This is a genomic window from Vagococcus sp. WN89Y, from assembly GCF_052220145.1.
Taxonomy (GTDB): domain Bacteria; phylum Pseudomonadota; class Gammaproteobacteria; order Enterobacterales; family Enterobacteriaceae; genus Kosakonia.
Genome location: NZ_JBQPOM010000029.1, coordinates 1 through 14,279 on the forward strand (window position 1 = coordinate 1; position 14,279 = coordinate 14,279).

General features: G+C 54.2%; 12 protein-coding genes and 1 rRNA gene. 5 read left to right on the top strand and 8 right to left on the bottom strand.

Annotated elements, in window-relative coordinates; translation table 11 throughout:
* The first annotated feature begins 7 nt into the window (after window positions 1-7).
* Window positions 8-123, top strand: a 5S ribosomal RNA gene (gene rrf / locus ACTU3N_RS11055).
* A 389-nt stretch (window positions 124-512) separates the two neighbouring features.
* Window positions 513-1,811 (top strand): MFS transporter, encoded by a 1,299-nt coding sequence (locus ACTU3N_RS11060; protein ID WP_443086185.1) that lies wholly within the window; start codon window positions 513-515, stop codon window positions 1,809-1,811.
* Here ACTU3N_RS11060 and ACTU3N_RS11065 read toward each other — a convergent pair.
* From ACTU3N_RS11065 to trxC, 5 genes are all read right to left on the bottom strand, one after another.
* Window positions 1,808-2,131, bottom strand: a complete 324-nt coding sequence (locus ACTU3N_RS11065; RefSeq protein WP_443086186.1) for a YfiM family lipoprotein — start codon at window positions 2,129-2,131, stop codon at window positions 1,808-1,810. The two genes, ACTU3N_RS11060 and ACTU3N_RS11065, sit on opposite strands and share 4 nt — an antisense overlap.
* Window positions 2,132-2,177: 46 nt before the next feature.
* Window positions 2,178-3,533, bottom strand: coding sequence for a CDP-diacylglycerol--serine O-phosphatidyltransferase (pssA, locus tag ACTU3N_RS11070; protein WP_443086403.1), 1,356 nt, complete (start codon window positions 3,531-3,533; stop codon window positions 2,178-2,180).
* Window positions 3,534-3,646: 113 nt separating this feature from the next.
* On the bottom strand, window positions 3,647-6,307 hold the full coding sequence (locus ACTU3N_RS11075) for a bifunctional acetate--CoA ligase family protein/GNAT family N-acetyltransferase (RefSeq protein ID WP_443086187.1): 2,661 nt from the start codon (window positions 6,305-6,307) through the stop codon (window positions 3,647-3,649).
* A gap of 32 nt (window positions 6,308-6,339) precedes the next feature.
* A complete protein-coding gene (locus tag ACTU3N_RS11080) occupies window positions 6,340-7,038 on the bottom strand; it encodes a tRNA-uridine aminocarboxypropyltransferase (RefSeq protein WP_443086188.1) in 699 nt (232 codons plus the stop codon).
* 70 nt (window positions 7,039-7,108) lie between these two features.
* Window positions 7,109-7,528 carry a thioredoxin TrxC gene (gene trxC / locus ACTU3N_RS11085; protein ID WP_443086189.1) on the bottom strand — a complete coding sequence of 140 codons (420 nt, stop codon included), beginning with the start codon at window positions 7,526-7,528 and terminating at the stop codon, window positions 7,109-7,111.
* Between the two features lie 204 nt (window positions 7,529-7,732).
* On the opposite strand from trxC, the gene ACTU3N_RS11090 reads away from it, so the two are divergent.
* Window positions 7,733-8,776: a tRNA/rRNA methyltransferase gene (locus ACTU3N_RS11090; protein ID WP_443086190.1), complete on the top strand. Its 1,044-nt coding sequence runs from the start codon at window positions 7,733-7,735 to the stop codon at window positions 8,774-8,776.
* Between the two features lie 34 nt (window positions 8,777-8,810).
* Here ACTU3N_RS11090 and ung read toward each other — a convergent pair whose 3' ends face one another.
* Entirely contained in the window at window positions 8,811-9,500 is a 690-nt protein-coding gene (gene ung, locus ACTU3N_RS11095; protein WP_443086191.1) for a uracil-DNA glycosylase, read from the bottom strand.
* Window positions 9,501-9,802: 302 nt separating this feature from the next.
* Here ung and grcA point away from each other — a divergent pair, with 302 nt between their 5' ends.
* Entirely contained in the window at window positions 9,803-10,186 is a 384-nt protein-coding gene (gene grcA, locus ACTU3N_RS11100) for an autonomous glycyl radical cofactor GrcA (protein WP_443086192.1), read from the top strand.
* Window positions 10,187-10,232: 46 nt separating this feature from the next.
* Here the strand turns inward: grcA and srmB are convergent, their stop codons facing one another.
* Window positions 10,233-11,567 (bottom strand): ATP-dependent RNA helicase SrmB, encoded by a 1,335-nt coding sequence (gene srmB, locus ACTU3N_RS11105; RefSeq protein WP_443086193.1) that lies wholly within the window; start codon window positions 11,565-11,567, stop codon window positions 10,233-10,235.
* Window positions 11,568-11,696: 129 nt separating this feature from the next.
* Between srmB and trmN the strand changes: the two genes are divergently transcribed.
* On the top strand, window positions 11,697-12,434 hold the full coding sequence (gene trmN / locus ACTU3N_RS11110) for a tRNA(1)(Val) (adenine(37)-N(6))-methyltransferase TrmN (RefSeq protein WP_443086194.1): 738 nt from the start codon (window positions 11,697-11,699) through the stop codon (window positions 12,432-12,434).
* On the opposite strand, the gene nadB is transcribed toward trmN, so the two are convergent.
* Window positions 12,427-14,040: an L-aspartate oxidase gene (nadB, locus tag ACTU3N_RS11115; protein WP_443086195.1), complete on the bottom strand. Its 1,614-nt coding sequence runs from the start codon at window positions 14,038-14,040 to the stop codon at window positions 12,427-12,429. The two genes, trmN and nadB, sit on opposite strands and share 8 nt — an antisense overlap.
* Window positions 14,041-14,279: the final 239 nt, after the last annotated feature.

Genomic DNA, 14,279 nt, shown 5'->3' on the forward strand with positions numbered 1-14,279 from the left:
GAATTTGCCTGGCGGCACTAGCGCGGTGGTCCCACCTGACCCCATGCCGAACTCAGAAGTGAAACGCCGTAGCGCCGATGGTAGTGTGGGGCCTCCCCATGCGAGAGTAGGGAACTGCCAGGCATCAGATAACGAAGAACCCCGACCGCAAAGCCGGGGTTTTTTGCTTTTTGTCTTCTCTGTTTTTATGTCTGCTTTACCTGCTAAACGATCGTTTTCCGTGTCCTGAACTATAAAATCGCATGAATACGCGCAGCCTTAAAACGGCAGCGACGCATATTCACCTGATGCGGTAACAGCCAGGTTTTGAATAATAAATTACTCTCTTAAGCCATATCAGAAAGAAGTTTGCAGCCACGACAGTTCTTCCTTCCGGCTCCGACATATTCCGAAAACCTTTTCCTGCCAGCCAGAAATGTGATCTTTGTCACTATTTGTTTATAACATATATGTAACATTTCCCTCCTCGTATAACAGTGAACAAGGACGCTCACCGCAGGAGTATCATTCGTATGGCCGAAAGCAGTATGACAACGGACGCATCGCTTACCAGTAGCGATACTCGCCGTCGGGTGTGGGCAATCATCGGCGCCTCATCCGGTAACCTTGTAGAATGGTTTGATTTTTACGTTTATTCCTTTTGCTCTCTCTACTTCGCCCATATCTTTTTCCCGGCAGGAAATACGACAACCCAGTTATTACAGACCGCAGGCGTTTTTGCTGCTGGTTTTTTAATGCGGCCAATCGGCGGCTGGTTGTTTGGGCGCATCGCTGACCGTCGCGGGCGCAAAACATCTATGCTTATCTCGGTATGCATGATGTGCTTCGGATCGCTGGTCATCGCCTGTTTACCTGGTTATGACACTATAGGCACCTGGGCTCCGGCTTTGCTATTGCTGGCGCGCTTGTTTCAGGGGCTTTCCGTTGGGGGAGAGTATGGCACCAGCGCCACTTACATGAGTGAAGTGGCAGTCGAAGGTCGCAAAGGTTTTTATGCATCGTTCCAGTATGTCACCCTGATTGGTGGGCAGTTGCTGGCGCTGCTGGTCGTCGTTATTCTGCAACAGGTACTCGACAATGAAGCGCTTCGCAGCTGGGGCTGGCGTATTCCTTTTGCTATCGGTGCTGTGCTGGCAATCGTTGCGCTCTGGTTGCGCCGTCAGCTGGATGAAACCTCGCAGCAAGAAGTACGCGCGCTGAAAGAAGCCGGATCGATGAAAGGGTTGTGGCGCAATCGCAATGCCTTTCTGATGGTGCTCGGTTTTACCGCTGCCGGTTCTTTGACTTTTTATACATTCACTACTTATATGCAAAAGTATCTGGTCAATACTGCCGGTATGCATGCCAATGTCGCCAGCGTGATCATGACCGTTGCGCTGTTTGTCTTTATGCTGCTTCAGCCCGCGATCGGCGCGCTCTCGGATAAGATTGGTCGCCGCACGTCGATGTTGATTTTTGGCGGGATGGCAACGCTATGTACGGTACCGGTCCTGAGCGCTCTGCATAGCGTGACCTCACCTTACGCGGCATTTGGCCTGGTAATGGTTGCACTGGTGATCGTCAGCTTCTACACCTCGATAAGCGGTATTCTTAAGGCTGAGATGTTCCCGGCACAGGTACGGGCATTAGGGGTGGGGCTATCTTATGCGGTTGCTAATGCCTTGTTTGGTGGCTCCGCTGAATACGTTGCGCTTTCCCTGAAATCGGTAGGATTTGAAACGGCCTTCTTCTGGTATGTAACGGTTATGGGTGCAATCGCGTTTCTCGTCTCGCTGAAACTGCACCGCAAAGGAAAGGGGATCCGTCTTTAATGCCTCGCCAGTTGCCACACGGTATAACCCGTCGTGGCACCGGCGACATCCCATACAAAATCTTTCCAGCTCCAGCCGCTTCCTGTCGGGCGGCTGTCCCACAGCTCTTTTGATGCCCCCAGACTCAGGGAGAACATGACGCCAATGGTCGCACTGCGATCGCGGCTTATTCCCTGATGCTGCGCGTATTCATTACCGGCTGCGGAAAGCATCGCCGAGCCAATAAAGTGTTGTGCTTTATCTTGCCCGCTCCAGTTATCATTTGCCATATGACTACAGCCTGTTAATAACAATGCGCTTGCCAGCCAAAGATATTTCATCACGAAGCCCGAAAAAAAGCCCCGTCAGGAGGACGAGGCGCAGGTATCAGAGAATACGGCTAATTAGTTTATCGATACGGATACGGCGCAGACGACGGATCAACTTGCGCACTTTGACCGGATAGTCAGCGATACTCTGTAGATCGCGATAGTGGTTCACAACAGTCGTATGTGTGCGAATAAGTTCCAGTTCCTTCTCTCGCTGCGCGGTTAACTCATGTTTAGGATCGTGGATCAGCACGGCATTTTCCAGATCCAGTCGCCACGCGCGCGGGTTCAGGTTATTCCCTGTCAGCAGGATCCATTCATCATCCACCCACATCCCTTTCAGGTGATAGCTGTTGTCGTCATCTTTCCATAAACGTACCACCAGCTGATCGGTATTCACATAATATTGCAGGCGGCTTAAGAAACGACGCAGGTTGATCTCATAAAGGTAGGGCAAAGCACCGATAATTTTAAACGGTTGATCTTCGGGGATATAAAAATCATTCGCCGTTTTATCACCCACGATAATTTCAACTTTTTTGCCTTCACGCAGTAGCTGAATAATATTGCGCACCAGCACCGCTGGCAGGTTGAAATAAGGCGTGCAAATGGTGAGTTTATGCTCTGTACAGGGCATTAAGTGGAAAATCGTTTTGTTCAGCGGACTGGATTTCCCCAGACCAACGAGCGGGGTGACAGCCAGCTGGTCATTGTTCGCATCGCCCGCGAAATGGAACGTGGCATCGCGCAACGCCTGGCGAAAAAGGCGAATATCGTTTTTGATTTCCGGGCTTTTTGGCCGCTCCGGGTTATCAAGACGATTAACTCCGCGCCCCTGAATCAGGTTCTGTTCCACCCAGCTTTGCATCACATCCGCCATCTGAGGGTTACGAATCACCTGGTAACGGTCGTAGCGGTACTTATCGTGCTGATGCAGGTAGACGTCATTCAGACTCGCGCCGCTGTACAGCACGCTGTCATCAATGATGAAACCTTTAAAGTGGAGTACGCCGAGGGCTTCACGGGTGTTGACCGGCACACCGTATACCGGAACCGCGACGCCAGGATTTTCCTGCGCCAGGCGGCAATACCAGTCGGCATTCGTGTCTGAGGCGGCGGCACCAATACGCCCACGCTGGGCGCGATGCCAGTCGACAAGAACGCAGATTTCCAGCTCTGGTCGTTGGCGCTTAGCGTCATACAGCGCGTTGAGGACGCCTTTCCCGCCATCGTCCTGCTCCAGATACAGGGCGATAATCGTTATGCGACGCGTGGCGCTGGCTATTTTTTCCAGCAGCGTCTCCCTGAATTCCGCGGGCGAATAGAAAAAGGTTACATCATCAACTGATTGAGAAAGCTTGGGTAGTTGGGCAAGGTGTTGTTGATGTTTATTACGCTTAAATTTTGACAACATCACAGTGCGTTTCTTCTCTGTTTAATAAAGGGTCTTCTGTACCATGCAGACGACATAAGCGGACAATAATAACACTGTGCCTGCTAAAGTGGTCAACATTTCCAGTACCTTACTCAGAATTCTTCCATCCGATCCAGCTGAAGCGATAACCCGACGATCCCTTCCTCCAACTGAACATCGACGTCAAATCCCAGTTTTCGCGCAAGTGTTACCATGCCGCGATTGTTTGGCATCGTAATGCCATTTAAGCGCTTAAGTCCGTGATCTCGCGTATAACTGATAAGCTTTTCGAGTAAGCGCCGCCCAAGCCCAAGTCCTTTCAGATCAGAGCGCACCAGTACGGCGAACTCTGCATCGATATTGTCCGGATCGGAGATAGCGCGAGTCACTCCCAAAATTTCCTCACCGCTACCCGTTTGGCGAACAGCCACGAAGGCCATTTCCCGATCGTAGTCGATCTGCGTCATATTCGCTAAATCATCATGGGTAAATTCGTTTATTTCACTAAAGTAGCGATAATAAAGATCTTCTTTCGTCACCTGCGCGATAAACGCCTGTAGCTGAGGTTCATCTTCCGGAAGAATCGGACGAAACAGGCACTGTTCGCCGTTTTTCATCACGACGTGCTCTTCCAGATTTTGCGGATAGGGACGAATGGCCAGCCGGGATTCGCCGCTATCTGTGCAGGGCGCCACCGTCATGGTCACATCCAGCGCGATAAATTCGCTGCCGGAGGCCAGCAACGGATGGATATCAAGACGCTCTATCTCCGGGCAATCGACTATCAGGTTTGAAACCTGCACCAGAAACTGGCTCAGCCCGGCGATATCCAGCGCACGTAACGCGCTACGCCCGCGGATCTTTTTGCTTTTGATAGCCTGGATCACCAGATAGCGCGCCAGGTTCATATTCAGCGGCGGCAGCGCAACGGCGGCTTGATTCTCCGCGCGCCACTCCACACCCCCTTCGCCCAGCATCAGCAACGGACCGAACACCGGATCGTGCTCAACGACCACCCGTAGCTCCTGCGCGCCCGCGCGATTCGCCATGCTCTGCACCTGTAAGCCCTGAATGCGCGCCTGTGGCCAGCTCATTTTTACACGATCGATGATTGCGTCGGCGGCCTGCTGTACCTCTTTCGCGGTGCGCAGGTAGAGCATCACACCCTGAACCTCTGATTTGTGCGCAATATCGGGCGAGCGCAATTTCAGCGCCACCGGATAACCAATCTGCTCTGCGATATGCACCGCTTCGGCGCTGTCGCTGGCAATCCACGTTGGCAGAGTTTGTAGCCCCCAGGCCCGCAGGATAGGCTGGACTTCGTGGGTATCCAGGGTGGTCGCGCCCTCGGTTATCGCCTGACGCAGCAGGTTATGCGCCTCGGCGGTATCTTCGTTCAGATTTAGCGACAGGGCAGGCGTTTCACGTAGCTGTTTCTGGTTGCGGCGATACTCCACCATATGCATAAAGGCGGTGATGGAGCCTTCCGGCGTGCGATAGGTGGGCAGCCCGGCTTCGCTAAAGAAGCGTCGTGCTTCCTGGGAGGAAAACTCGCCGCACCAGTTGGTGAGCACGGTGACGTATTTACCACGCGGATGTTTCTTCAGGGCATTGATCAGCGCCAGCGCACTTTCACTACCGGGAGCCACGGCGCTTGGAGCATGGATAACCAGCAAAGCGTCGAAGTCCTGGCTATCGAGTAAAACATTCAGAGCTGCAATATACCGTTCGCTGCTCGCGTCATCGCGCAAGTCCAGCGGATTTCCCGCATCCACCGACTCTGGCAATGCGCTACGTAGCGCCGACACGGTCTCGTCGCTGAGCGTCGCCAGCTTTCCGTTACGCAACCATAGCTCGTCCAGCGCCAGCGCCGCCGGTGCTGCGCCATTACTGATAATCATTAACCGCTCACCGCGCAATGGCCGCATATGGCTGAGGGTTTCAACCGCCGAAAAGAGTTCATGGGTATCCTGCACCCGCAGCAACCCCGCGCGCTGGATGGCCGCATCCCAGGCCGGGTCGAGGCCCGCGTGTGAGTGTAACAGCCGCTGTGCCTGTGGGCTGCGGCCGCTTTTGATAACCAGTATCGGTTTATTGCGTGACGCGCTGCGTGCAGCAGAGACAAACCGCCGGGCGTCGCTTAAATGCTCCAGATAGAGCAGAATGGCGCTGGTTTTACTGTCCCGCGCGAGATAGTCCAGCAACTCGTCGACATCAATATCGAGGCTGTCACCGAGGGCGATAAAATAGGAAAAACCCATCTCGCGCTGCTGCGCCCAGTCAAGGATGGTATTGGAAACGGCGGCAGACTGAGAGATAAACGCCAGCTTACCACGGGTAATCGGCACCGGAGAGAAACTGGCGTTCAGCCCCTGCCAGGGGGCCAGCAAACCAAGGCTGTTCGGCCCAAGAAGGCGCATCTGGTAACGACCGGCGCAGGCCAGCAAATCTGCATGCTGTTCAGAAGGCGCAGAGAGGATAATGCAGGTTTTGCACCCTTTTTGCCCAAGCGCCTCAAGCAGTTCCAGATTGCGCCGGGCATGGGTGCAGAGTACGGCCAGGTCCGGCGTGAACGGTAAACTGGCGACATCCGGCCAGGCCAGCACGCCTTGTACCGCTTTCCAGGATGGCGTGACGGGCAGCACCGGCCCGTCGAAACCGCCCGCCAACAGGTTGCGCATCATAAAATAACCGGCGCGATCCTTTTTCATCGATGCGCCCACCACCGCAATAGATTTCGGACGCAGTAACGCTTCCAGCCCTCGTTGGCTCATACCGGCCTCCACAAAAGAGTGACCAGAAGATTTTAAACGTTTTCTGTTGATATTGCTGTGATGGCGGCCGGATGATGAGGCTTGCCTGCCAGATAGCGCTCACGAAACAGAACAAAATGCTCGCCAAGCGCCTGGGCCGCAAGCGTATCCTGAGCCAGAGCCAGCAAGGCGATCGCCACCTCTGCCGTGCAGTATTGATCTTCGCTGTGGGCAATGCGCAGGCGGTACGCCGACACGCGGGAGAGATCGACAGAAATAACCGGTAGCGCGTCGAGCCACGGGCTTTTGCGAAACATCTTACGCGCCTCCGTCCAGGTGCCATCCAGCATAATAAAAAGCGGCGGTTTACCCGGCGGCGGTGCGCTTAATACCTGTCGTTCGCTGCCAGCGTACGAGGCCGGAAACACCACGATAGGCTGGTACTCATCGCTCTGGCATAAATCGATAAGCGCCTGCGGCGGTGCCGTGCGTGACCATTGAAAGGCTAACGTATCGGGCAGCACGTCTGCTATCAGTCGCCCGGTATTGCTGGGTTTCATTGGCTCGGTATCAAACATCACCAGGCAAAAGCGGCTGCGCGCGGCGGTAGGCGTAATGGTGTCACACAAACACTGTTTGAGCGGGAGCAGGCAGCGCTGGCAACGGCGGATACGGTTACCGCGCGCAAGGAACGGGCGCGTCGAACGGGCAAGGCGCTCAGCACGAAGTGTAAGGACAGCGTTATTAGTCATGAAAAGAGGCACTGGAAAAAGGCTATTGTCGCAGAGGCGAAAACGGGGCACAAGATGCGCCCCGGCAGGTTTACAGTGATTCGTTCAGCCAGCTATCGAAAGGCGCTTTTGGCACTGCGCCGCTGAGCGTATCGACCACTTCGCCATTTTTGAACAGCATAATGGTCGGAATACTGCGAATACGAAAGCGCGCGCTCAGTTCGCGCTCGACTTCAGTATTCACCTTCACAAAACGGATTTTACCGCTGCGTTCTTCCGCCACATCTTCAAAGATAGGCGCGAAGCTGCGGCACGGGCCGCACCACGGCGCCCAGAAATCCACCACCACGGGCAGATCGTCTTTTAATAATTTATCCAGCGTTTCGTCAGTTGCGTTGATGACATCTCCGGCGAATAATTCATGCCCACAGCGTCCACATTTGGCAGCATCGTTCACTCTTTCTTCGGGAATGCGGTTCAGCGCCTGACAGCTTGCACATACGGTATTCATAACTAACCTCAGGAAAGCGATGGTACAGAGCGGCGTTTCGCCGATTTGTTTCTTTGATGTTACATATTATTGATAAGAAGGTTTTAAACGACAATGTGTTTTGTTCAATGAATACGATAGTCGAGAGCTTTTGAATGAATTAATGGCGAAGCGCAGGGACATCAGGTAATCTGCGCGCTTCGCGCAGCGCTGGTGGAGAAAAGCATGAACGATGAATTAAAGAACAAAAGCGGCAAGGTCAGAGTGATGTATGTCCGCAGTGATGATGATTCCGATAAACGTACCCATAACCCGCGTACCGGGAAAGGGGCAGGGCGTAGCGGATCGTCTCGTGCCGACGGTGGCCGTCGCCCCTCCCGCGATGACAGAAGTCGTCCGCAACGCGACGATTTCAACAAACGTAACGATTCCCCGTGGCGTACCGTCTCCCGTGCGCCGGGCGATGAGGCACCGGCAAAACCGGACCACGGCGGTATCAGTGGTAAAAGCTTTATCGACCCGGAAGTGCTGCGTCGCCAGCGCGCCGAAGAGACCCGCGTCTATGGGGAAAATGCCTGCCAGGCGCTGTTCAGCAGCCGTCCGGAGTCGATTGTTCGCGCCTGGTTTGTACAAAGCGTCACGCCGCGTTTTAAAGAAGCGCTGCGCTGGATGGCCGCGAACCGCAAAGCTTACCATGTGGTGGATGAAGCCGAGCTGGAGAAAGCGTCCGGCACCGAGCACCACGGTGGCGTTTGCTTCCTGATTAAAAAACGCAACGGCATGAGCGTGGATCAATGGGTTGCGCAGGCAGGCGAAGAAGATTGTGTGCTGGCGCTGGAAGATGTCGGCAACCCGCATAACCTCGGCGCAATTATGCGTAGCTGCGCGCACTTTGGCGTGAAAGGCGTGGTGTTGCAGGACGCGGCGGTGATCGAGTCTGGCGCGGCAGTCCGTACGGCAGAAGGCGGCGCTGAGCATGTGCAGGCTATTACTGGCGACAGCTTTATGGATGCGCTGGAAGATTTCCGCAAGGCAGGCTATGCCCTGGTAACGACCTCTAGCCATAAAGGCATGTCGCTGTTTAAAGCGGAGCTGCCGAAAAAAATGGTGCTGGTGTTAGGCCAGGAGCGTGATGGCCTGTCCGATGCGGCGCTGGCCAGCGCTGATCTGAGCGTCTCTATTGATGGCACCGGGAACGTTGAAAGCCTCAACGTCTCCGTTGCCACCGGCGTACTGCTCGCGCAGTGGTGGCGTCAGAACAAAGCATAAAATGAAGGCCGGGTACTACACCCGGCCTTTTTTGTTACTCACTCTCAGCCGGTAATGTCGGCATCCAGTCAATCGGTTTTTCCCCTCGCTGTTCCAGCCACTGATTCGCCAGTACAAAATGATTACAGCCAAAGAAGCCCCGGTGCGCTGAGAGCGGTGACGGGTGAGGCGCTTTCAGTACGTGGTGGCGGGAACCGTCAATAATGGCGCCCTTTTTCTGCGCGTGCGAACCCCAGAGTAAAAACACCACGCCTTCGCGATGCGTATTGATAAGGCTTATCACTTTATCGGTAAATGTTTCCCAGCCAAGACTGGCATGTGAGTGCGCCTGCCCGGCGCGTACCGTTAGTACGGTGTTGAGCAGCAGTACGCCCTGGCGCGCCCAGCTTTCAAGATAGCCATGATTCGGGCGAACAAAACCCGGCACGGTGTTCTCCAGCTCTTTATACATATTCAACAGCGAAGGCGGAATTGCCACACCAGGTCGCACAGAAAACGCCAGGCCGTGCGCCTGGCCGGGGCCGTGATACGGGTCTTGCCCGAGGATCACGACTTTGACATCGCCCAGTTCGGTAAAGCGAAAAGCGTTAAACACATCCTTTTGCGGTGGGTAGATGGTAACGCCGGACTGACGCTCTGCGGCAACCGTGCTGAGGGTGTTGATGAAATAAGGTTGCTGTTTTTCGTCTGCCAGCACGTCATGCCATGTTTGTGATGTGGTCATCCCGCTCTCCTGCGAAGTTTGTTCCGTCTAGCTTAACTGCTTATTTCAGCAGAACAAAATTTGCTGACATGCCGCTCAAATTTTTTTGAAAATTTACACTTTTTGGCAAATCTGCGCGGCTGCGTAACTTGATATAAAACAAGAAATTTCCCCTATCACCCTTTTTGTGGTGTGGTTTTTATTGATTTAAATCAAAGAATGGTGGGTGTCAGGCTGGTATATAAACAAGCAGACAACATTGGTTTTACCATTTGGCCAGTTTTGAACGGCCAAATAGATATCGTGCCTGAGGGAGGCTAATTATGATTACTGGTATCCAGATTACTAAAGCAGCAAACGACAACCTGTTAAATTCGTTCTGGCTGCTCGACAATGAAAAAGGCGAAGCGCGCTGCGTATGTGCAAAAGGTGACTTTGCAGAAGATGAAGTCGTTTCCGTCAGCAAACTGGGTGATATCGAATACCGCGAAATTCCGATGGAAGTGAAACCGGAAGTGCGCGTGGAAGGCGGTCAGCACCTGAACGTAAACGTACTGCGCCGTGAAACGCTGCTTGATGCGGTAGAGCATCCGGAAAAATATCCGCAGCTGACCATCCGTGTATCCGGCTACGCTGTACGTTTCAACTCACTGACCCCGGAACAGCAGCGCGACGTTATCGCTCGTACTTTTACCGAAAGCCTGTAATTTTCAGGTACACACAGCAAAACGCCGGGAAACCCCGGCGTTTTTTTTACTCTTCGGTATTTTGCTGTTCGTTACCGCTGGTGCTTGGTTTACGGCGCTTACCGATGTTTTTGGTATCGCGGTGGCGTTTTTTCACCCGTGGCTTCTCTTTTTCTTTCTCTTTTTTCTTCTCTTCACGCTTCGCCAGCGCTTTTTTCGACGGCTTGCCTTTGAGCTTCTCGCTTGGCGTACGGGTTTTTGGCCGCAGCTCGTCAATCACACGGGCCTTCAGCGGCTCTTCAACATAGCGGCCAATTTTACCCAGCAGCAGGTGATCGTGAGCTTCCACCAGGGAAATCGCCGTACCTTTGCGTCCCGCGCGACCGGTACGCCCGATACGGTGCAGATAGGTATCCCCGCTGCGCGGCATATCAAAGTTAAAAACATGGCTGACATCAGGAATATCAATCCCGCGCGCGGCCACATCGGTTGCGATAAGCACATTCACGCGACCGTCAGTCAGGCGTTTGATGGCCTCGTTACGCTTCACCTGAACCATCTCGCCTTCGAGATAGCAGTTGTTGATCCCCGCTTCACGCAGCCAGTTTGCCAGCTCATGCACGCGCTCACGCTTGCGCACAAACACGATTGAGCGGCTGGTCTCCGGCTGTTTCAACAGGTGCACCAGCAGTGCGGTTTTGTGCTCGATATCGTCGGCACGGTAGTACCACTGGTGGATTTTTTTACGCTCGCGCGTGGACGGTGTGGCGGAAACCTCTACCGGCTCTTCCAGCAGGCGCTCGGCAAAATCTTTGATTGCGTCGCCTTCGAGCGTTGCGGAAAAGAGCATGGTCTGCTTACGCCAGCGGGTTTCGCCCGCGATATGCTCAATATCCTGCGCGAAGCCCATATCCAGCATACGGTCGGCTTCATCCAGGATCAGCGTTTCAACGGCGCGGCAGTCAAAGTTCTCTTCTTTAATATATTGCAGCAGGCGGCCGGTGGTGGCTACCACGACATCCTGGTTTTCGCTGAACACTTCGGCGTGGTTCATATACGCAACACCACCGGTAATGGTAGCAATATCCAGATGGGTATGCGCTGCCAGTTCGCGGGCGTGATCGGCAACCTGCATCGCCAGTTCACGGGTTGGCGTCAGGATCAAAATGCGCGGCGGACCGGATTTCTTGCGTGGAAAGTCCAGAAGGTGTTGCAACGCAGGCAGCAGATATGCCGCTGTTTTACCCGTACCGGTTGGCGCAGAACCGAGGACATCACGCCCTTCAAGCGCAGGCGGAATGGCAGCAGCCTGAATAGCGGTCGGGCGTGTAAAGCCTTTATCCTGGAGCGCGTCCAGCAGGCTGTCATCAAGTTCTAGTTCGGAAAAAGTCGTTACAGTCATGGTCTACCTCTGTGTGGGGCGCTGATTATAGACGTTACGGCTACAATCTTCATCTGTTGTCTGCTTATCGCTTTTCCAGCGCTGCGCTTTCCCCTATGCTAAACCTGTTTCCGTTTCGAGGTTAGAGAAATGCTTTCGCCAAAGGCTCAGTTGCGCCGTGACGGCTTTACCTTTAAAGAATTTTTTGTCGCTCACGATCGTTGTGCCATGAAAGTGGGTACGGATGGGGTGATGCTGGGGGCATGGTTGCCGGTTGCCAGGGCTCGCCATGTGCTGGATATCGGGACCGGCAGCGGGCTGCTTGCGCTGATGCTGGCGCAAAGAACACCGGCGCAAGCCGTTATTGACGCGGTGGAACTTGACGCGCAGGCCGCTGCGCAGGCGCAGGAAAATGCGCAGGCTTCGCCCTGGGCGCAACGTATTCATATTCACCATGCTGATATTCGCCAGTGGAGCCAGCAGACGACCGTTCGTTACGATCTTATCGTCAGTAATCCGCCTTATTACGATGAAGGCGTGAAATGCGCTACGCCGGAACGCGACCGCGCACGCTACACCACCACGCTTGATCACCAGGCGTTACTGGAAACCGCGGCCATGTTGATAACCGAAGAGGGATACTTCTGCGTGGTGCTACCGATTGAAACCGGCGAGTCGTTTACGCAAAAAGCGCAGCGCCTGGGCTGGCACCTGCGTTTACGCACCGATGTCAGCGAAACCGACAGCCGCCTGCCGCATCGCGTTTTGCTGGCGTTTTCGCCAAAAGCGGGGGAAGTCTTCCTCGACAGGCTGGTGATCCGTGGGCCGGATCAGCGCTATTCGCAGAGCTATACCGCGCTGACCCAGGCGTTTTATCTTTTTATGTGATGACATGCGGTGTCAGCACCGTCGGGCCTGCGTCCGGCAACTGCGCCGGGTAATCCAGGGTAAAGTGCAGGCCACGGCTCTCTTTGCGCTGCATCGCACAGCGAACAATCAGCTCTGCCACCTGCACCAGGTTGCGCAGTTCCAGTAAATTGTTCGAGACGCGGAAATTGGCGTAGTACTCGTCAATTTCCTGCTGTAGCAGCCTGATACGGCGCAGGGCGCGCTCCAGGCGTCGGGTGGTGCGCACTATTCCGACGTAGTCCCACATAAATAGCCGCAATTCATGCCAGTTATGTTGCAAAATAACCCGCTCGTCGGCGTCATCCACACGGCTTTCGTCCCAGGCCGGTAGCGTGGGAGCGGGCTGAATATCATGAATGCGCCGGGAGATATCTTCCGCCGCCGACCAGCCATAGACCAGGCATTCAAGCAGTGAATTCGATGCCATACGGTTCGCCCCGTGCAGGCCGCTGTAACTGACCTCGCCAACGGCGTACAGGCTCTCCACATCTGTCCGACCATGCTTATCAATCATCACGCCGCCGCAGGTATAGTGCGCAGCGGGAACAATCGGCACCGGCTGTTTGGTTAAATCAATACCCAGCCCGAGCAATTTTTCATAAATCATCGGAAAGTGATGGCGGACAAATTCTGCCGGTTTATGGCTGATATCAAGATACATACACTCAACGCCCAGCCGCTTCATCTCATGATCGATAGCGCGCGCGACGATATCCCGTGGAGCCAGCTCGCCGCGGGCGTCAAAGTCAGGCATAAAGCGCGTACCGTCAGGGCGCTTGAGATGCGCGCCTTCTCCCCGTAGCGCCTCGGTCAGCAGGAAGTTACGCGCCTGCGGGTGAAACAACGCTGTTGGGTGAAACTGGTTGAACTCCAGGTTTGCTACCCGGCAGCCCGCTCGCCAGGCCATCGCAATGCCATCACCAGAAGCAATATCCGGGTTGGTCGTATATTGATAAACCTTTGATGCGCCCCCGGTTGCCAGCACAACGGCTTTAGCCTGACAGGTGACGACGCGCTCCTGGTTGCGGTTCCATACCCATGCGCCGACAACGCGACGAGCGCCAGGGAGACCGATTTTGTCTGAAATAATCAGGTCCACTGCGTTGCAGCGCTCCAGTATGCGAATGTTGGGGTGATTAATCGCTTTACTGACCAGCGTATTTTCTACTGCTTTACCGGTGGCATCAGCTGCGTGAAGAATGCGACGATGGCTGTGTCCGCCTTCCCGCGTAAGGTGATAGTTGGCTTCGCCGTTTTCAGCCACCTCGGTGTCAAAGCAGACGCCCTGGTCGATAAGCCACTGCACACACGATCGCGCATGGCTGGCGACAAACTCCGCCGCTTGCCGGTCAACAATACCGGCGCCGGCAATCAGCGTATCTTCTACATGGGAGGCGATGCTGTCCGTTTTATCAAAAACCGCGGCAATCCCCCCTTGCGCATACAAGGTAGAGCCTTCGTTTATCGGCCCTTTACTCAGGACGATGACGTTATGTTGCGCAGCCATGCGTAACGCCACCGACAGACCAGCCGCTCCGCTGCCTATCACTAATACATCACAGGAAAATTCCGTCGTCGTGTTCATGAGAGTGTGTTTAGTATATTAAACATTGATGCTGAGAATAGCACTCTCAGGTGAATTAATGGCAAGTTTTTTTATTTTTTGTATTTAGCACTAAACGCGAGGCTAAAAGAAAAGGAGGTTGCGGGCGCGAAGCAAACACTTATTAAAGATGAAAAAAATGCGCTATTGCGTTACTCTCTGGCGATCTTAAGGTCTTTTCTTTGAGAAACGGATCGTTCACTGCTTGCAGACTTATAATG

What these genes read in the sequence shown, in the direction of transcription:
- ACTU3N_RS11060 (WP_443086185.1), top strand. Translation starts at nt 513, where the DNA reads ATGGCCGAAAGCAGTATGACAACGGACGCATCGCTTACCAGTAGCGAT.
- ACTU3N_RS11065 (WP_443086186.1), bottom strand. Translation starts at nt 2,131, where the DNA reads ATGAAATATCTTTGGCTGGCAAGCGCATTGTTATTAACAGGCTGTAGT.
- pssA (WP_443086403.1), bottom strand. Translation starts at nt 3,533, where the DNA reads ATGTTGTCAAAATTTAAGCGTAATAAACATCAACAACACCTTGCCCAA.
- ACTU3N_RS11075 (WP_443086187.1), bottom strand. Translation starts at nt 6,307, where the DNA reads ATGAGCCAACGAGGGCTGGAAGCGTTACTGCGTCCGAAATCTATTGCG.
- ACTU3N_RS11080 (WP_443086188.1), bottom strand. Translation starts at nt 7,038, where the DNA reads ATGACTAATAACGCTGTCCTTACACTTCGTGCTGAGCGCCTTGCCCGT.
- trxC (WP_443086189.1), bottom strand. Translation starts at nt 7,528, where the DNA reads ATGAATACCGTATGTGCAAGCTGTCAGGCGCTGAACCGCATTCCCGAA.
- ACTU3N_RS11090 (WP_443086190.1), top strand. Translation starts at nt 7,733, where the DNA reads ATGAACGATGAATTAAAGAACAAAAGCGGCAAGGTCAGAGTGATGTAT.
- ung (WP_443086191.1), bottom strand. Translation starts at nt 9,500, where the DNA reads ATGACCACATCACAAACATGGCATGACGTGCTGGCAGACGAAAAACAG.
- grcA (WP_443086192.1), top strand. Translation starts at nt 9,803, where the DNA reads ATGATTACTGGTATCCAGATTACTAAAGCAGCAAACGACAACCTGTTA.
- srmB (WP_443086193.1), bottom strand. Translation starts at nt 11,567, where the DNA reads ATGACTGTAACGACTTTTTCCGAACTAGAACTTGATGACAGCCTGCTG.
- trmN (WP_443086194.1), top strand. Translation starts at nt 11,697, where the DNA reads ATGCTTTCGCCAAAGGCTCAGTTGCGCCGTGACGGCTTTACCTTTAAA.
- nadB (WP_443086195.1), bottom strand. Translation starts at nt 14,040, where the DNA reads ATGAACACGACGACGGAATTTTCCTGTGATGTATTAGTGATAGGCAGC.